The following is a 16624-nucleotide window of genomic DNA, read 5'->3' on the forward strand; positions in this document are numbered from 1 at the left end:
AGCTTCCATCGCCGTCGATCAGCCAGACCGGACGTTTGCCGCCGAATTTCCGCGCTGAGCCGACCGCCGCTCCGATGGCCGCGGGAAGGCCATATCCCATGGTTCCAAGGCCGCATGAGGATATCCACGAGTGAGGGTTCTCGAAATCGATGAACTGCGATGCCCACATCTGATGCTGCCCCACGCCCGACACCCAGATGGTGTCGGGATCCGCCATGTCGGAAAGCTTACGAACGACCCACTGGGGAGCGAGCGTTCCGTCCGGAGCCTTGTCGACGGTCTGCGGGTAGTCGGTGAGCCATTCGTGGATCTGCTCCCACCACAGATGCAGGTCGGGTCGTCCCTGGATGGCCTGAGTGCGCTCGATCTCGGGGATGAGATCGTCGAGGACCGCCGCCACGTCGCCCACGATGGGTACGTCCACCTGACGGTTCTTGCCGATCTCCGCGGGATCGATGTCGATGTGGATGACATGCGCGGTCGGGGCGAAGGCCTCCAGCTTGCCCGTGACGCGGTCATCGAAGCGCGCTCCGATGGCCACCAGAAGATCACAGCGCTGGACAGCGCCGGTAGCAGCTATGGTGCCGTGCATCCCCAGCATTCCCAGAACCTTCGGGTCCGAGTCGGGGACCACGCCACGCGCCGGAAGCGTGGTGACTATCGGGGCGTCGGTCAGATCGGCGAGGCGCTTGATCCTATCCCCGGCATCCGCGCGGACCGCGCCTCCGCCGACGTACAACACAGGACGGTAGGAGTGCGAGAACAGCCTCGCCGCGTCGGACAACACCCGTCCGTGGGCGCGGACTGTGGGATTGTACCCGGGAAGGATCATGCGTTGTGGCCAGGAGTAGTACATCTCCTCCTTCTGCGCGGTTTTCGTCAAATCGACGACCACGGGGCCGGGTCGCCCGGATTGGGCTATGTGATAGGCCTCGGTGAGCACGCGGGGAATGTCCTGCGCCCGGGTCACGAGGAATGAGTGCTTGGCGATGGGATAGGTGATCCCAACGATGTCGGCCTCCTGGAAGGCGTCGGTGCCGATGGCGTTCACCCCGACCTGTCCGGTGATGACCACCATCGGAACGGAGTCCATGTTCGCGTCGGCGATCGCGGTGACGGTGTTCGTCGCTCCGGGCCCCGATGTGACTATGCAGACTCCGACTTTGCCGGTGGCTATGGCATATCCCTCCGCCGCGTGGCCCGCGGCCTGCTCGTGCCGCGTGAGTACGAAACGGAACTTGGTGTCATCGTCGATTGCGTGGTAGACGGGAAGTATCGCGCCTCCGGGGATTCCGAAGACGTCGGTCACCCCCAGATCCTCCAGGGAGCGGATAAGCGCCTGCGCGCCGGTCATCTTTTCCCCGTCTGTCACGGTCTGCTGGTTGGTCGTGGTGGATGTCTTGGGCACTCCGCTGAATGCCTGAAGAGGCGTTGGTAATACCATTCGTTTCCCCTCGTTCGTGTGTGCTCGACGTCGTCATGGGGCCGATCGCCGGCATTCGTGTGGTTTGCGGCCGGTGGTGCGAGGCCTGACGTGACCGAGCGGTTGTGCGGATGCGTGAGGGCGCCGCTTGTGGCGAACGGCCGTTCCACGCATCGTGATCGCGGTTATTTGCTCCTCAGTCTATGACACATCCCATCCCTGTCCGGTCGCGATGACCATATCCCGGCGATGCCGTGGAAGGGAACCATCGGGACATGGCGGTCAGTGGTGTCGGGGAAGCTCGTCGAGCTTGTGCCAGGCCTGTTCCGCAGCGGCGAGCTGGGCCTTGCGCTTGGATGGACCATAACCGATCCCGAGGGGTTCGTCGCCATCGTCAAGCACGGCCCGCGCGGTGAAACGCGGAGCGTATTCGGGGCCGTCGACGGCCATGAGATAGTGGGGATCCTCATATCCCCTCTCATGAGCTTTCACCGTCAGCGATGTCTTCCAGTCCAGCGCGGGCCCTTCCGTCGCGACCTCGGCCAGAGTGTCATCAAGCAGATGGTGGATGACCTTGCGTGCCTCCTCGATTCCGTGGGAGATGAACGTCGCGCCGATCAGGGATTCGACGATGTCGCAGAGGATTGAGCTTTTGTTCGCACCACCCTGTTCGGCCTCACCGTGTCCAAGCAGTATGTAGGGGCCGACGTGAAGCTTCTCTCTGGCGACCGTCGACAGTGCGCGTTCGCTGACCGCCTGTGCCCGCATTTTGGCGAGCTGTCCCTCGGTCATATCCGGATGGACCTTGTACAGGGTTTCGGTGGCTACCAGCTCGAGCACGGCGTCGCCAAGGAACTCGAGGCGCTCATAGTTCAGGGCTCCCGGATTCTCATGCGAGAACGAGCGATGGGTGAGTGCCTGGACCAGAAGCTCGGAATCCAGAGTCGTTCCCAAGGCGTCCAACAGCCGGCGTTGGGGTTGGTTGGAGGTGTCGCCCGCGGTGCGGATCTCGTGCGCCTCGTGCGTCACCGGAACCTGTGCGGATTTCATGGTGCTCGATGTGGCGTCGGACGCTGATGTGGTGTCGCGTCTTGATGCGTCGTCATCTGTGTGGGTCATTGAAGCTGTGTGGGTCATTGAAGAGCTTTCACTCGGAGGGATTATGGCTTGATTATGTTGTGATTATGGCTTGAGCGGGAATGGGGTGGGGAGGAGGGATCTCGATGAGAAGTGTCTACGGGCGAAGTGTCTTCTTGGGAGTGTCTTCTTGGAGGGGGCCACTGTGTGGTGTGCCAGTGTCCGTCATATGCGGATGCGCCGGCGGACAGGTCGCCGGGATACGTCGAAGGCCCCGCCACCCGTCGATGGCAGGGCCTTCGCTCACACGTCCCGCAGCGCGCTTCCGGCGCGGGGGATGCGACTACTTGGTGTGACCGGGCTGGATGGCGTCACGGTAGACGCGTCCGCGGAAGGATCCGCAGCTCGGGCAGGCCATGTGGGACAGGCGGGGTGCTCCGCAGCTGGGGCAGGAGACCGTCTGGGCCGCCGTGGCCTTCCAGTTCGCGCGGCGCGAATGCGTGTTGGCGCGCGAGGTCTTGTACTTTGGCAGTGCCATGATTTCCTCTGTTCCGTTCAAACGATTGGTGCTTAAGCGTTCTGAATGATAGCGCACTCCCTGAACAAAGTCCATCCGCGCCGATATGACCGTGCCGATGCGGTCGGTGGAAGAACGATGGAGCGCCGCAATGCGGAGACGTTCCGAGGCGTGGCCGGGAAGGCTAATCCTTCGCGCCGTCGTCCTTGTCCACGTCGTTGATGGTCCCCTTCTCCGTCTGATCCTCCGTCTGATCCTCCGTCTGATTCAGGAGTCTGTCGCGAAGACCCTGCAGTTCGGCGAATCGTATGTCCGTCACATCGTGGTGGTGTCCGGGATTGTCGTTGAGGTTGAGTCCGCATTCTGGGCACAGGCCTTTGCAGTTCTCCCGGCATAGCGGTTGGAGCGGCAGCATCTCGGCGAGCGTGTCGCGCAACGGGGCCTCGAGGCTCATCGTCGCGCCGTCGTCACACAGTGGATAGACGTCCCCCGACTCTTCTTCGCCGGCGATGATGTCAAGCTCGTCGTCGCCGGCATCATCACGGATGGCCGAGCTGTCGTACGGGAAGAACATCGTGATGGATGTCGTCCAGTCGTGGTCCAGCGGAGTGAGGCATCGTGAGCAGGACGCGTGCACGGGGGCGGTCACATCCGCGGTGAGAAGCACCCCATCCACCACGGAGTCGATTCTGCCTCGAACGGCGACGTCGGCCCCCTCTCGGACGCCGATCACGTCATCGCCTATTCCCGTAGGCGCGGGCATGGTGACGTCCACATCCTGCGAATGCCCTGGTGTCGTGGACAGCGACGACAAGGGAATGGTCCATGGTGTCGTGGTGCGTCGTGCCATAATGCGTTCTAATCCTCGCGTCCTAATCCTCAGAAAAATCGTCTCCGGCGTGGGGAACCCTTTGGGCCGCCGATTGCTGCCGCTCCTGAAGGACCCTCAGACCGGCGTCCACGTCGTTGCCGATTTTCTCGGCCTGTGTGCGTAACTCGGTCATCACCGTGGTGCAGTATTCGTCGGCCCCGTGGACAAGATGATCTGATTTCGCCTGTGCGGCGGCAATCATCTCGCGAGCCCTCTCACGCGCCATGTCCGTGACGTTCTGCTGGCTGGTGAGGAACTCGGCCTGCTCCTGCGCCTCCGCGACTATCTGTCTGGCCTGGTTCTGCGCGGTCGTGATGATGGAGTTCGCCTGGTTCTGCGCGTTGTCCAGCCGCCGTTCGGATTCCCTCATAAGCGCCGACGCGCGTTCGAGCTGTACGGGCAGAAGGCCCTTGAGCTTGAGAAGCTGCTCGGCGACCTCATCGTGGTCCACACGCACGTAGCCTGGTGAGAAGATGGCCCCTTTGGCGTTGTCCAAAGTCTCCTGGAGTCCGTCGAGGATGTCGTACACGGTCGTGAACTCCTCGCGGCTGCGGTTCTGGCCGGTGCCGCCGCGCGCGCCCGTCCCCAGAGCGTCGTCCTCACGCAGGTCCGGGAGATCTCCCGATGAGAACAGGGGCGTGGCGCTTTGACGGGAATCTTCTGAGTGGGGTCGGGAGGGGGTTCCGGGGTTCGTGGACGTATCGTCGGTCATGATCTGTCTCTCTTTCCCTGTTCTTCGTCCTCCAGCGCCCGCCCAAGCAGTGGGATGACGCCGTCCGGGACCATTCCGCGGACATCCCCGCCGTGCCGCGCCACATCTTTGACGATGGAGCTGGATATATGTTCAAGGACGGGGTCGGCGGGAAGGAACATCGTCTCGATACTGGCCAGTTTACGATTCACCAGAGCCATTCCGAGCTCCGCCTCGTAATCCCCGTTCTGACGGAGGCCTTTGACTATGACGGTCGCGCCCACGCGCATGCAGTAGTCGGTGATCAGACCGCTGGTCGAAGCGACCACAATCGAATCGTACCCGTCCTCATGGAGGGCGTCGCGAATGATCCGCACGCGGACATCCTCCGGGAAAAGCGGCGTTTTCGCGGCGTTGACCGCCACCACCACATGAACGGCGTCGAACAGCTGTGAGCAGCGCTTGATCACGTCCAGATGGCCTGATGTGACGGGATCATAGGATCCAGGGCACACGGCGATAGTCATGGCTTACAGAGTACCCCGTCGCAGGGTTGGAATATCAACCGGCTATGCGCTGCGGCCGCTATTATGGTCGGGAGCGGAACCGGTTGTACGGTGTCCACGATGTCAGGGAGGAGCCGATCATGGACGTGGAAGGCACAGTCGCCATTGATGCGTGGATTGGTGCGCGGATTATGGACGATGCCTCGACGGGCGAGGAAGGCGCGGATGGCGATGCCTCGACGGGCACTGCGGTTCTTGAGCGTCCCGAAGTCAAGGAGAAACCCCAAAGCACCGACGATGGCGATGCCGATCGCTTCGCGCACTATGTCTCCAAGGACAGAATCATGGAGTCGCGCGCGACAGGGCGCCCGGTAGTGGCCTTGTGCGGCAAGATCTGGGTGCCTAAGCGCGATCCCTCCCGGTATCCGGTATGCCCCGACTGCCGCCGGATCTACGAGAGCATGACGGGCGGAAAAGCCTGACGGCGACAGCGCCTTCGCTCACAGCACTTCCACTTGGGTAGGGATCGCAGGGTCTCCGCGCATAAGCGACAACGCCGTGATGGGTAGTTCCGCAAGGGCTTTGGCACGGTGGTTATGCGCCTCAATGATGGCGTCATGTCCTTGGCGGCGCGTGTCCGCGACCCCATGGTCCATGTACGTGACGAGCAGGTCGCGCCAGTCCGGTTGGGGAGTGAAGGAGGCGAGCCGTTCCTCGGATCCGGAGATCACATGTTCCCCGTCCGCGAGGTCGTATTCGTAGGAGCGGTAGGCGAGCTTGCGTCCCGGAACGGTGGCCTTGTCCTTGGATTTCTTGGCCACGGGCTGCATGGTTCCCGTGGCTCCCTGGCGCTCGGTCAATTTGTAGACCATCGCGCAGGTGGGTGAGCCGGATCCTGTGACCAGTTGGGTACCGACGCCGTAGGAATCCACGGGAGCGGTCTGAAGGGCCGCCAGAGCGTATTCATCAAGGTCGTTCGTCACGGTGATCGTGGTGGAGGTCGCGCCGAGGGCGTCAAGCTGGTTGCGCACGCGCTGCGCGAGAGCCGCGAGGTCTCCCGAATCGATCCGCACGCCGCCCAGTTCCGGTCCGGCGACTTTTACGGCCGTTTTCACGGCCTCCTCGATGTTGTAGGTGTCGACCAGCAGTGTCGTGTCCTTGCCGAGGGCGTTGATCTGCGAGCGGAAGGCGTCCTCCTCGCTGTCGTGGACAAGAGTGAAGCAATGGGCGGCCGTGCCGATGGCCTTAAGCCCGTACAGCTGCGCGGCGAGAAGATTGGCCGTTCCCTGGAATCCGCCGACGACAGCGGCCCTTGCGGCGGCCACCGCTGCCCATTCGTTGGTGCGGCGGCCCCCCATGTCCATGCAGGGTCTGTCCTTGGCGGCCGATGCCATGCGCGATGCGGCAGATGCGACCGCCGAGTCGTAGTTGAGGATCGAGAGGATCAGCGTCTCCAGAAGTGTGCACTCTCCGAAGCTCCCCTCGACCTGGAGTATCGGCGAATCAGGGAAGAACATCTCTCCCTCACGGTATCCGCGGATCGATCCGGAGAAGCGGAAGTCCTCAAGCCATTTCACTGTCTCTCCGCTCACGATATGGCGGTCCGAGAGGAAACGTAAGTCCTCGTCGTCAAGACGGAAGCTCTTCAACGCGTCGAGGATTCTTCCTGTTCCCGCGACCACCCCGTATCGTCGGCCTGCCGGGAGGTGTCGGGTGAAGACCTCGAAAACGCAGTCGCGATCCGCGGTTCCGTCGCGCAACGCCGCGTCAAGCATGGTGTACTCATACATATCCGTCATCAGTGCTGGTGAGTGGTCGGTCATGATGGTCCCTCTTCCGTCTGCAGGTGGGTTGACGCCCCGTCGCCGGATGGTTCCGTAACGGGTTCCATCATCGTCGCGGCGTGGCGTCATCGTTCCCGCAACCAACTCTAACCGCGTCGGTGCGCTTTTCGCATCGTCCGTCTGCGCTGTGACCCGTCTCGGTTCCGCCTAAGCTGTCATCTTATGGGAGCGAAAAGAAGCAGGGGAGCGAAGAGGATCATCGTCGGGTTGTGGCGCCTGTCGGTCGCCGTGCTGTGCTTCGTGGCGACGGCTGGGGCGTGGAGCGTTCCCGTCCGTTGGGTGTATGCGTCCTTTCAGATGGGGCTTCTTGCGGGGCTTGTCATGCTTTGGGCCGGCGCGGCCACGTTGATTGATGGCATTCAGCCGCCGGCGTGGCTGAAGAACGGCGTCACGGTCTACATGGTCGTGGTCGGGGGCGTGTCCCTTGCGCTTCCCTCGTTTCCGTCCGCCGTCGCTTCCTGGGGGATGTCCCCAGTGCTCGGCGTGTCTGTTGAAACCATGGTGAGACTCGTGATTCCGGCGGTTCTGGTGGTCGATTTCCTCCTTGTGGACGATCATCGCAGGTCGCGGTGGACGCATCTTCTGACATGGCTGTCATACTGCCCCATCTATCTGGCTTTTGTGCTTATCCGCGCGGCGCTGTGGCCGTCGTCGGGACCTGCTGCGGGAGGTGGAGCCTATCCGTACGACGCGATAGACATCCGGTCGTTGGGGTGGATCCAATGGGGGATCAATTGCCTGCAGCTTGCGGCGGCCTGCGCGGCCGCGGGACTCATGGTGTTCCTCGTCGATCGGATACTTCCCGCCCGGTCGCTCCTCGGAACGGGAGGGCGGTCGCCCAAATCATCTCAGAAACGGTGATCTTCAAAACGGTGATGGACGCGGGTGCGTTGACGCGCGCATGCGGTGGAGCGAGGGTGTTACCGTGAGGGCATGGCTGAAATCAAGGACATGATTGCGGGAAAGACGGTTGTCAGGGTCGACGGACGGGCCGCGGACGAGCTGAGGCCGACGCGTATCACACGGCATTTCACGGACGCTCCTGAGGGGTCGGTTCTTATCGAATGCGGAAATACACGTGTGATGTGCACGGCCACGTTCACTCCGGGGGTGCCGCGGTGGCGCCGCGACAGCGGACTGGGATGGGTGACGGCCGAATACGCGATGCTTCCGCGGGCCACGTCGGAGCGTACGGATCGCGAATCGGTGCGTGGAAAGATCGGTGGCCGCACGCATGAGATCAGCCGTCTGATTGGACGATGCCTGCGCGGCGTCGTTGACATGAAGGCGTTGGGCGAGAATCAGATCCAGATGGACTGCGATGTTCTCCAGGCTGATGGGGGAACGCGCACGGCCTCCGTCACGGGAGCCTATGTGGCGCTCGCCGACGCGCTGGCGTGGGCCGAGAAGAACCGACACATACGGTCGGCCTCGAAGGTTCTGAAGGACTGCGTGTCCGCCGTCTCGGTCGGAGTCATCGACGGCTCGCCCATGTTGGATCTGCCGTACGTCGAGGACAGCAGGGCGATGACGGACATGAACGTTGCCATGACGGGGTCGGGGGAGTTCATCGAGATCCAGGGAACGGCCGAACACCGTCCGTTCAGCCGTGCGGAGTTGGACGTTCTTCTTGATCTCGCGCAGAAGGGCAACCACGAGCTTCAGAAGGCCCAGCGGGCGGCGCTTGCGAAGGATTGATGCGTGGTCTGGAAGGGTCAGCAAGGGGGTGGGATGGTTATGAGGATTGTCGTCGCCACTCATAACGAGGGCAAGCTGGTGGAGATTCGGCGGATCCTTCGTGATAATCTTCCCGTCGGCGAGGGCGGCGTCGATGGCATCGAGCTTGTTTCCGCAGGGTCCTTGGGGCTTCCCGATCCGGTGGAGACGGGCGTCACCTTTCAGGAGAACGCGCTGATGAAGGCGCGGGACGTGGCATCCCGCACGGGTTCACCGGCGATTGCGGACGATTCGGGGTTAATTGTCGACATTCTGGGCAACGCACCGGGAATATTGTCGGCGCGCTGGTCGGGAGTCCATGGGGACGACGAGGCCAACAACCGTTTGCTTCTGGCGCAGCTCGCGGACATTCCCGCCAACGCGCGGGGAGCGCGGTTCCGTTGCGCGGCGGCGCTTGTGGTGCCGGATTCCATGGGTGGCGTTCCCTCTGCGGATGATGCCGTGCTCTCGCCGACGGATCTGGACACGTCATTCGTTCCGGTCCCCTGCCAAATCGTCACTGTCGGTGACATGACAGGGCATATTCTGACTAATCCGCGTGGCTCGAACGGTTTTGGCTACGATCCGCTTTTCGTTCCTGATGAGCAGAGGGTCGAGGAGGGGCACGCCGCGCTGACGAGCGCGGAGATGTCGTCTGACCGGAAGAACTCGATCTCACACAGAGGCAAGGCTTTCGTCGCCATGTGTCCTGTCGTGCAGGCTCTTCTACGCGCCTGATGGAGGAGTGCCCCCGGTTTTTTCCGGGCATGTGTTAGGTTGAGGTTGTCGCGCGCATGGCGGAATTGGTAGACGCGCAGGATTTAGGTTCCTGTGGCTTCGGCCGTGGGGGTTCGATTCCCCCTGTGCGCACGTTTTCGGAGGTTTCCGGGATGCTCGCGGCAGTGGGCCAGACCTACTGCCGCTTGGCGTATCGTGGAGTCGGGGCATTCTCGTCGCCTCGCCGCGCATCATCCGAATCGCTGGTTTTCACGACAAGCCGCGCCCAGATACCGTCAGGCGGATTTCACCGAGACGCGCCGATGCCGTGGCTGCTCTTCCACTCCTGAAGCCCGGGAACGGCGAGCGTGAAGAAATGCTCAAGGGTCCCGCAGATGTCGACGTTGTGGTCGCGGACCCATTGAAGCTCGAGGCCGTCGGCCATGGCGATGATGGTGGTGATGGCGATGGCCGGATCCCACTGCGGGGTGAGGAGTCCGCGACGGTTTCCCTCGGCGATGAAGGGTTCGAAGACCTTGTGCAGGAGCGCCGTGCGACGCAGGAAGTACTCATGCGCGGGGTTGGAGGGCGAGCTGGCCAGCGCCTGCATCCGTATGAAGAGCTCGATGAGGCCTTCGGTGCGTTCGGCGTTTCGCATGTTGACGATGAACCCCATGACCATGGCATAAAGGGCGTCATCGGAGTCCTCCGGGCCAACGACCGGGATGTTGTTCTCGATTCGGATGTACCCCGAATCTTGGGCCTGTCGTAGCGATTCCACGGCTCGTCGATGCTCGCGGGCGTTCACTATCTGGAGATACAGGTCGTCGGACGACGGGAAGTAGTGCAGTACGCCGGCCTGCGAAAGATTCACGGCATCCGCTATGTCGCGCAGCGTCGTCTCGCCAAAGCCCTTCTCTGCTATGACTGTCAGTGATTTGTCAAGGATCTCCTGACGCTTGCGAACACCTTTGGCATACAGGCGCGGCTGTGTCTCCATAACGTTTTCCTCCAGTGACGGGCGCTTCGAGCGGAACCCAACCGATGTCAGACGTTTTATCCGAGCATGACATTACGTGTCCAAATCCAGATGCTGTTGGATGGACACGAGATTCGGGGGTGGAGCCACTTGACAGAATCGAACTGTCGACCTGCTCATTACGAGTGAGCCGCTCTGCCAACTGAGCTAAAGTGGCGTTGCCCGAGCAGCATTCGCTACCCGCGCACAAGACGAACAGCATACCGGAGACTGTGGATTTTGTCACATCGGGCTTATGGTGGTGTCGTGGCCCTTGAGTGGGCGCGGATCTGGTCCCCGTGTCATCTTGACTCGGTGGCATCTTGACTCGGTGGCATCTTGATAGGGAGCGTGGACCATCATGGATAAGAGCGGCCCGGTTATGGCGCGGATTGGTGTGGATGGCGGTCGCGACGTGGCTGGTCGGTGCAACTGCGCCCCCGGATTCGAAGGATGTTACGCGATCATTCCCGCGGGCGGCGTCGGATCGCGTCTATGGCCTTTGAGCAGGAGATCTCGGCCCAAGTATCTTTTCGACCTTCTTGGTCAGGGGCGCACGCTGATCCAATCGACATATGACAGGGTCTCGTCGTTGTTCGGAACGGGGCAGGTGCTTGTGGTGGCCGGAGCGCGCCATGTCGATCCCATTCTTGAGCAGCTTCCTGAGCTGTCAGGCGACGATGTGATCGCCGAGCCTGTCGCGCGTGATTCGGGGCCGGCCATCGCCTTGGGGGCCGCGATCATCGCGAAGAAGTACGGGGGTGACCGTGTCATCGCGTCCTTTGCGGCCGATCATGTGATCCACGGTCTTGAGGGCTTTGAGAGGTCGGTCCGTGAGGCCATCGCCGTCGCTCGGTCGGGCTATGTGACGACGATAGGCATCGCGGCCTCGCGTCCGTCCACGGCCTTTGGATACATCAGGCAGGGTGCTCCGCTGTCCGATTGCCGCGTGGAGGCTCCGACCGCCCGGATGGTGGAGCGCTTCGTCGAGAAGCCCGATGCGATAACCGCGCAGAAGTATCTGTCGACTGGAGAATACCGGTGGAACGCCGGGATGTTCGTTATGAGGGCCGATGCGCTTCTCTCGTGGCTCAGCCTGACCATGCCGCGCATGTACGACGTGGTCATGCGGATTGCCGATGTCGCGGTCGATTCTCCCGACGACATGGAGGAGACGATGGCCCGTCTGTGGCCGGGTGTGGAGAAGATAGCCTTCGACTATGCGGTCGCGGAGCCGATGAGCCTCAGGGGAGGGGTCGCGATGGTGTCGGGCGACTTCGGATGGGACGACGTGGGCGACTTCTCGTCGGTGGCGACGCTTCTTCCTGGCTCACGGCAGGACAACATCAGGGTTCTGGGTGATTCGGGCAATGTGGTCACGCTTGACTGCGCCGAGGATGTTGTGGTGTCCGGAACCAGTCGAGTGGTGGCCTTGCTGGGGGTCGACGATCTGATCGTCGCCGATACGGAGGACGCGCTGATGGTGGCCCCGCGGGCGCGTAGCCAGGATGTCCGGCGCTTGGTCGAGGTGCTGCGCTCGCGGGGTCATGAGGATGTTCTCTGAGCCGTTTCCGCGTGCTCTCTGGCCTACAAGGGTCCTCCGCTGTGCGTTGAAGTGGCGCCGGTCGTGGTCGTGGTCGTGGGGTCGTTCGTTTCTGTCTGCTTTTGTGAGTATCTTGTGACATGAAGTCAATGATGCGGTGGTGGCCGCATATCCGCCGCCCCGCGTCGCCTCGATGATGAAAGGACCAATCGACTATGGCCATCAATTCGCCTGTCGACGCCACTACCACCCCTGAGTGGGCGGCGCTGCAGAAGCATTTCGACGAGCTCCAGAAGGAGGGCGTCAGCCTCAAGAAGTGGTTCGCCGAGGATTCCGAGCGCGTGGACAAGCTGACCTTCGAGGCCGGTGACCTGCACTTCGATCTGTCCAAGAACCTGATCAAGCCGGAGACCCTGCCGCTGTTCGCCGATCTCGCCAAGGCCGTCAAGCTTGGCGAGCGCACCAAGGCCATGTACTCGGGCGTCCATATCAACAACACGGAGGACCGCGCGGTCCTGCACACGGCGCTTCGCCGTCCCGTCGAGGACGAGGGCAAGTACATCGTCGACGGTCAGGACACCGTCAAGGATGTGCGTGAGACACTCGATCGCATCTACGCGTTCGCGGACAAGGTGCGTTCCGGTGAGTGGAAGGGCGTGACCGGGAAGAAGATCACCACGGTCGTCAACATCGGCATTGGTGGCTCCGACCTTGGTCCCGTCATGGTGTACGAGGCGTTGAAGCCGTATGCGGATGCCGGCATCTCCGCGCGCTACATCTCGAACATCGATCCCAACGACCTGGCTGAGAAGACCAAGGGACTGGATCCCGAGACCACGCTGTTCATCATCGTTTCCAAGACGTTCACCACGCTTGAGACGCTCACCAACGCGCGCGAGGCCCGCACCTGGCTGCTCGGAGAGCTCAAGGCCGCCGGCGCCATCGATGGCTCGGACGGTCAGTCCGCGGACGCCATCCGCAAGCATTTCGTCGCCGTCTCCACGAATCTTGAGAAGGTCGCCGAATTCGGCATCGATCCGGCGAACGCCTTTGGGTTCTGGAACTGGGTCGGGGGACGCTACTCCGTCGACTCCGCCGTCGGCACCTCTCTGGCCGTCGTGTTCGGTCCTGCGCGCTTCGAGGAGTTCCTCCACGGCTTCCACGAGATCGACGAGTACTTCGCGAACACACCGTTCGAGAAGAACGTCGTGGTTCTCATGGGCATGATGAACGTCTGGTACCGCAACTTCTTCAAGGCCGCGTCGCACGCTGTCCTTCCTTATGACCAGTACCTGCATCGCTTCCCCGCCTACCTGCAGCAGCTGACCATGGAGTCCAACGGCAAGTCCGTGCGCTGGGATGGTACCCCCGTCACCTCCGAGACCGGCGAGATCTTCTGGGGTGAGCCCGGCACGAACGGCCAGCACGCCTTCTATCAGCTGATCCATCAGGGCACTCAGCTGATTCCAGCCGACTTCATCGCCTTCGTCAACACGCCGAATCCCACCAAGGACGGCGATCAGGACGTGCACGAGCTGTTCCTCGGCAACTTCCTCGCGCAGACCAAGGCTCTGGCCTTCGGCAAGACCGCCGATGAGGTGCGCGCAGAGGGGACCGCGGAGGAGATCGTTCCGGCCCGCGTGTTCACAGGAAACCGTCCCACCACGTCCATCTTCGGAGAGGCGCTCACCCCCTTCGCGGTCGGCGAGCTGATCGCTCTGTACGAGCACATCACCTTCGTTGAGGGAACCGTCTGGGGTCTGGATTCCTACGATCAGTGGGGTGTTGAGCTGGGCAAGCAGCTTGCGAAGCAGATCACGCCGGCCATTTCGCAGGATGACGATGCCTTGGACGAGCAGGATGCCTCCACGCAGAGCCTTATCCGCTACTACCGCGCCAAGCGCGAGTTCTGACGCGTTCTGGCCGCGCGCGACCGGTTTTCCCGGAAGGCGCGGCCACGCTGTTGCTTCTGTTGTGAAAGATGCCTGTGATCAAACGGGTCTGTGAACAACGGTTGTGAACGATGACGGGGTGTGCGATTCTTCATGGACCGCACACCCCGTCATCGTTATTGGTTATTGAGCAGTTTTTATTGCGCCGTTATCGCGCCGCCATCACCCACGCTGCGCCGTGCCGCCATAATCCCCGGAGTCGTTTCCCCCTTCGGCGTCTTCGGCGTTTTCGTCATCGAAGGACCACTCGCCATCGGCCACCTGTCCGTCGAGATTGGCGTCATCGAGTGTCAGGATGTCGTCATCCGCGTCGTAGTCGAAAAGCTCGCCGTATCGTCCCCATCCCACGGCGGTGGCGAACTGGCGTCTGGCGTCGGCGTCACCGTATCGGGCTCTGAGGAGATCGACGATCAGCTCCCCATGGAGCCTTCCCGAACGTGATTTTCGTAGTGCGGTGTCGATGCTGCGCACCAGGGGGACCTTGTCGATGGCCATCCTGGCGAACATCTGTTTGCTTGTGAGGATGTCGGCCTCGCACCAGCGCATTCCCAGATTCGTGGCACGCAGACGTCCTCCATGGACCTCCATCACACCCAGGAGCGCACCCGCATCGACCAGTGGGAACAGGTCATCCACTTCGAAGGACAGGTCGGACGCGAGATCGGCGAGGGAGACGCCCTGTGGGTGGTCCATCAGAACGTCCAAAAGGCCTGAGATACCGGCGGGAGTGGCATCCGGAAGAGGCGCTGCGGTGGATGCGGTCGTGGCGCGCCTCTGCGTTGTTGACGCGGTGGCGTCGGACGCTGGCGCGGTGGTGCCGGATTCTGACGCGCTTGTGGCCGTCTGACTCACGGTCGTTGGGGAACGACCGAGGTCCCGTCGTTGTGGGGGCTGTTGCGTGGCGGGCTTCTTCGCGCCCTGCTGCTCATCGGGCTGGGGTTTATCGGGCTGCTCGGAAGTGGTCGCGGGGCTTTTCTCGTCGCCGTTCTTGGCATGTTCCGGGGGTTCGGCGGGCCCGCCGGTGAGAATCGAATACAGTCGGTTGACGGTTTCGTCGAACCGGGGATCATGCCTGTCTCGCGGACGGGGAAGATCCACGGTGATGGACGCCGCCGCGCGGCCTGGATTCGAACTGAGCACAACGATTCGATCGGCCATCTGCACGGCCTCCTCGATGTTGTGGGTCACGATGAGCATGGACTTGATGTCGCAGTCCGCGCTGGAGAACAGCCTGAGAACCTCCTGGCGCAGATTCTCGGCCGTGAGGACGTCGAGCGCGGAGAACGGCTCGTCCATGAACAGTGCGTCCGGGTGAAGAACCAATGCGCGGGCGATGCCCACCCGTTGCCTCATTCCTCCGGACAGCTCCTTGGGATAGGCCCCCTCGAATCCATCCAGGCCGATGGAGTCTATGGCAGCCAAAGCGAGCTTCGCGCGGTCGCGACGCGAGACCCCCCGGGCCTGAAGGCCCAGCTCCACGTTGGCCTGCACCGTGAGCCACGGCATAAGCGCGAATGTCTGGAAGACGAAAGAGACGCCTGGATTCGGCCCATTCAGACGGGTCGATCGGTAGGAGACCGATCCGCTCGTGGGTTCCACCAGCCCGGCCAGAACCCGCAGAAGGGTTGATTTTCCGGCGCCCGAGCGACCGAGAATCGCGACGACCTCCCCCTCGTAAAGGGTGAAGGAGACATCATCGAGCACGGTGAGAACCGTTCCCTTGTCGGAGGTGAAGTTCTGTGTGACGTGGTCGGCCTCGAGAAGAACCTTATCTGGGGACACCGCCCTGATGCTTCGTATGGAGTCGCGCCTGCTGGTTGCGTCGGCTCCGTGGTCATGCATGGTCGTCATGGCGACCTCCCATCTTGTTGTCCGATTACGTGCGCCGCGTGTCTGGACGCCGATTTCCCGTCCGCCGAATCCTTGACGTCACAGCGAGAACCTTCTGGCGGCGAGCCGTTGGAGGGGAGCCCAGAACACCCTGTTCACTATGACGACGATGGCGCTCATAACCGCGACTCCAATCACCACCCGTGCGGTGTCTCCACGTTCCGTGGCTTGGGTGATGTACGAGCCCAGGCCACGCGCCACCAGTGTGTGGCCTCCATACGAGACGACCTCCGACACGATCGACGCGTTCCATGCGCCTCCAGCGGCGGTGATCCCGCCCTCGCACCAGGCTCCAAAAACAGCGGGAAGGATAAGCGTCCGCCAGCGGAGGAATCCCGTGACGCCAAGGTTTCTGGTCATCTCCTGAAGGTCCGTGGGAATCGAGTTAGCTCCGGCGATGACATTGAAGAGGATGTACCACTGGGCGCCCAAGGCCATGAGGATGATGCTTCCCCAGTTGATGTCGATTCCCCATGCCGCGAAAACGAGCGTCGCAAGGGGGAACACGAAGTTCGCGGGAAAGCTTGACAGAACCTGTATCAGAGGCTGCGTCCTGCGTGAAAGGCGAGGATTCATGCCGATCGCAGCGCCGATGGGAACCCATATCACGGAGCAGATCAAGGTCAGAACGGCCACGCGTAGGAAAGTGATTCCTCCATCGGCAAGCGCAGTTCCGACCTCCGCCAATCCCGGTCCGTTGCCGATGATCGACACCAATCCCACCGAGACCGCGATCACCATTCCTGAGCATGCGACGGCGAAGACGACGTCCCCCGCCCTGCGGGCGGCTCCTCGGGCCGGCCAGCGCGATCCGGTACGGCCCAATGGGCGCGTCACCACGTCCAGCGCCCCGCCGACC

General features: G+C 62.3%; 15 protein-coding genes, 2 tRNA genes and 1 pseudogene. 7 read left to right on the top strand and 11 right to left on the bottom strand.

The window, feature by feature from the left end; all coding sequences use genetic code 11:
• The 6 genes from ilvB to coaD form a co-directional block, all read right to left on the bottom strand.
• On the bottom strand, nucleotides 1-1444 hold a 1444-nt coding region (gene ilvB / locus Q1X90_RS06455), incomplete at its 3' end, for a biosynthetic-type acetolactate synthase large subunit (protein WP_300768245.1).
• A gap of 261 nt (nucleotides 1445-1705) precedes the next feature.
• Nucleotides 1706-2473 carry a ribonuclease III gene (gene rnc, locus Q1X90_RS06460; RefSeq protein ID WP_300768276.1) on the bottom strand — a complete coding sequence of 256 codons (768 nt, stop codon included), beginning with the start codon at nucleotides 2471-2473 and terminating at the stop codon, nucleotides 1706-1708.
• A 370-nt stretch (nucleotides 2474-2843) separates the two neighbouring features.
• Complete coding sequence (rpmF, locus tag Q1X90_RS06465; RefSeq protein ID WP_300768248.1) at nucleotides 2844-3038, bottom strand: 50S ribosomal protein L32; 195 nt, start codon at nucleotides 3036-3038, stop codon at nucleotides 2844-2846.
• Nucleotides 3039-3201: 163 nt separating this feature from the next.
• Nucleotides 3202-3867, bottom strand: coding sequence for a DUF177 domain-containing protein (locus Q1X90_RS06470; protein ID WP_300768251.1), 666 nt, complete (start codon nucleotides 3865-3867; stop codon nucleotides 3202-3204).
• A 22-nt stretch (nucleotides 3868-3889) separates the two neighbouring features.
• Nucleotides 3890-4600, bottom strand: coding sequence for a cell division protein (locus Q1X90_RS06475; RefSeq protein ID WP_300768254.1), 711 nt, complete (start codon nucleotides 4598-4600; stop codon nucleotides 3890-3892).
• A complete protein-coding gene (gene coaD, locus Q1X90_RS06480) occupies nucleotides 4597-5106 on the bottom strand; it encodes a pantetheine-phosphate adenylyltransferase (protein ID WP_300768257.1) in 510 nt (169 codons plus the stop codon). The genes Q1X90_RS06475 and coaD overlap by 4 nt, the downstream gene beginning before the upstream one ends.
• Before the next feature lie 170 nt (nucleotides 5107-5276).
• Between coaD and Q1X90_RS06485 the strand changes: the two genes are divergently transcribed.
• Nucleotides 5277-5567: a DUF3039 domain-containing protein gene (locus Q1X90_RS06485; RefSeq protein ID WP_300768278.1), complete on the top strand. Its 291-nt coding sequence runs from the start codon at nucleotides 5277-5279 to the stop codon at nucleotides 5565-5567.
• 18 nt (nucleotides 5568-5585) lie between these two features.
• On the opposite strand, the gene Q1X90_RS06490 is transcribed toward Q1X90_RS06485, so the two are convergent.
• A complete protein-coding gene (locus Q1X90_RS06490) occupies nucleotides 5586-6908 on the bottom strand; it encodes a nicotinate phosphoribosyltransferase (protein WP_300768260.1) in 1323 nt (440 codons plus the stop codon).
• Between the two features lie 183 nt (nucleotides 6909-7091).
• On the opposite strand from Q1X90_RS06490, the gene Q1X90_RS06495 reads away from it, so the two are divergent.
• The 4 genes from Q1X90_RS06495 to Q1X90_RS06510 all read left to right on the top strand — a co-directional run bounded on the left by Q1X90_RS06495 (nucleotide 7092) and on the right by Q1X90_RS06510 (nucleotide 9515).
• Complete coding sequence (locus Q1X90_RS06495) at nucleotides 7092-7790, top strand: Pr6Pr family membrane protein (protein ID WP_300768263.1); 699 nt, start codon at nucleotides 7092-7094, stop codon at nucleotides 7788-7790.
• A 72-nt stretch (nucleotides 7791-7862) separates the two neighbouring features.
• Nucleotides 7863-8627 (top strand): ribonuclease PH, encoded by a 765-nt coding sequence (gene rph, locus Q1X90_RS06500; protein WP_300768266.1) that lies wholly within the window; start codon nucleotides 7863-7865, stop codon nucleotides 8625-8627.
• A gap of 39 nt (nucleotides 8628-8666) precedes the next feature.
• The gene (locus tag Q1X90_RS06505; RefSeq protein WP_300768280.1) at nucleotides 8667-9383 is read left to right on the top strand and encodes a non-canonical purine NTP pyrophosphatase; all 717 of its coding nucleotides are present in this window, start codon (nucleotides 8667-8669) and stop codon (nucleotides 9381-9383) included.
• A 50-nt stretch (nucleotides 9384-9433) separates the two neighbouring features.
• Nucleotides 9434-9515 (top strand) — tRNA-Leu (locus Q1X90_RS06510).
• Nucleotides 9516-9669: 154 nt separating this feature from the next.
• Here Q1X90_RS06510 and Q1X90_RS06515 read toward each other — a convergent pair.
• Both Q1X90_RS06515 and Q1X90_RS06520 read right to left on the bottom strand, forming a co-directional pair.
• The gene (locus Q1X90_RS06515) at nucleotides 9670-10362 is read right to left on the bottom strand and encodes a TetR/AcrR family transcriptional regulator (protein ID WP_300768269.1); all 693 of its coding nucleotides are present in this window, start codon (nucleotides 10360-10362) and stop codon (nucleotides 9670-9672) included.
• Between the two features lie 120 nt (nucleotides 10363-10482).
• Nucleotides 10483-10558 (bottom strand) — tRNA-Thr (locus Q1X90_RS06520).
• 204 nt (nucleotides 10559-10762) lie between these two features.
• Between Q1X90_RS06520 and Q1X90_RS06525 the strand changes: the two genes are divergently transcribed.
• A complete protein-coding gene (locus Q1X90_RS06525) occupies nucleotides 10763-11944 on the top strand; it encodes a mannose-1-phosphate guanylyltransferase (RefSeq protein WP_300768282.1) in 1182 nt (393 codons plus the stop codon).
• A gap of 194 nt (nucleotides 11945-12138) precedes the next feature.
• Nucleotides 12139-13836: a glucose-6-phosphate isomerase gene (gene pgi, locus Q1X90_RS06530; RefSeq protein ID WP_300768272.1), complete on the top strand. Its 1698-nt coding sequence runs from the start codon at nucleotides 12139-12141 to the stop codon at nucleotides 13834-13836.
• Nucleotides 13837-14139: 303 nt separating this feature from the next.
• Here the strand turns inward: pgi and Q1X90_RS06535 are convergent.
• Together Q1X90_RS06535 and Q1X90_RS06540 are read right to left on the bottom strand one after the other, a co-directional pair.
• Nucleotides 14140-15717 (bottom strand): annotated as a pseudogene (locus tag Q1X90_RS06535) (AAA-associated domain-containing protein); the annotation flags it as partial.
• 87 nt (nucleotides 15718-15804) lie between these two features.
• A partial coding sequence (locus Q1X90_RS06540; protein WP_300768274.1) for an ABC transporter permease subunit occupies nucleotides 15805-16624 on the bottom strand: 820 nt, incomplete at its 5' end.

It is taken from the genome of uncultured Bifidobacterium sp. (assembly GCF_949292005.1).
In the GTDB taxonomy this organism is placed as follows: Bacteria; Actinomycetota; Actinomycetes; order Actinomycetales; family Bifidobacteriaceae; genus Bifidobacterium.

Excerpts from the sequence above, each read along its gene's own strand:
- rnc (WP_300768276.1), bottom strand. The coding sequence starts at position 2,473 with ATGAAATCCGCACAGGTTCCGGTGACGCACGAGGCGCACGAGATCCGC.
- rpmF (WP_300768248.1), bottom strand. The coding sequence starts at position 3,038 with ATGGCACTGCCAAAGTACAAGACCTCGCGCGCCAACACGCATTCGCGC.
- Q1X90_RS06470 (WP_300768251.1), bottom strand. The coding sequence starts at position 3,867 with ATGGCACGACGCACCACGACACCATGGACCATTCCCTTGTCGTCGCTG.
- Q1X90_RS06475 (WP_300768254.1), bottom strand. The coding sequence starts at position 4,600 with ATGACCGACGATACGTCCACGAACCCCGGAACCCCCTCCCGACCCCAC.
- coaD (WP_300768257.1), bottom strand. The coding sequence starts at position 5,106 with ATGACTATCGCCGTGTGCCCTGGATCCTATGATCCCGTCACATCAGGC.
- Q1X90_RS06485 (WP_300768278.1), top strand. The coding sequence starts at position 5,277 with ATGGACGATGCCTCGACGGGCGAGGAAGGCGCGGATGGCGATGCCTCG.
- Q1X90_RS06490 (WP_300768260.1), bottom strand. The coding sequence starts at position 6,908 with ATGACCGACCACTCACCAGCACTGATGACGGATATGTATGAGTACACC.
- Q1X90_RS06495 (WP_300768263.1), top strand. The coding sequence starts at position 7,092 with ATGGGAGCGAAAAGAAGCAGGGGAGCGAAGAGGATCATCGTCGGGTTG.
- rph (WP_300768266.1), top strand. The coding sequence starts at position 7,863 with ATGGCTGAAATCAAGGACATGATTGCGGGAAAGACGGTTGTCAGGGTC.
- Q1X90_RS06505 (WP_300768280.1), top strand. The coding sequence starts at position 8,667 with ATGAGGATTGTCGTCGCCACTCATAACGAGGGCAAGCTGGTGGAGATT.
- Q1X90_RS06515 (WP_300768269.1), bottom strand. The coding sequence starts at position 10,362 with ATGGAGACACAGCCGCGCCTGTATGCCAAAGGTGTTCGCAAGCGTCAG.
- Q1X90_RS06525 (WP_300768282.1), top strand. The coding sequence starts at position 10,763 with ATGGCGCGGATTGGTGTGGATGGCGGTCGCGACGTGGCTGGTCGGTGC.
- pgi (WP_300768272.1), top strand. The coding sequence starts at position 12,139 with ATGGCCATCAATTCGCCTGTCGACGCCACTACCACCCCTGAGTGGGCG.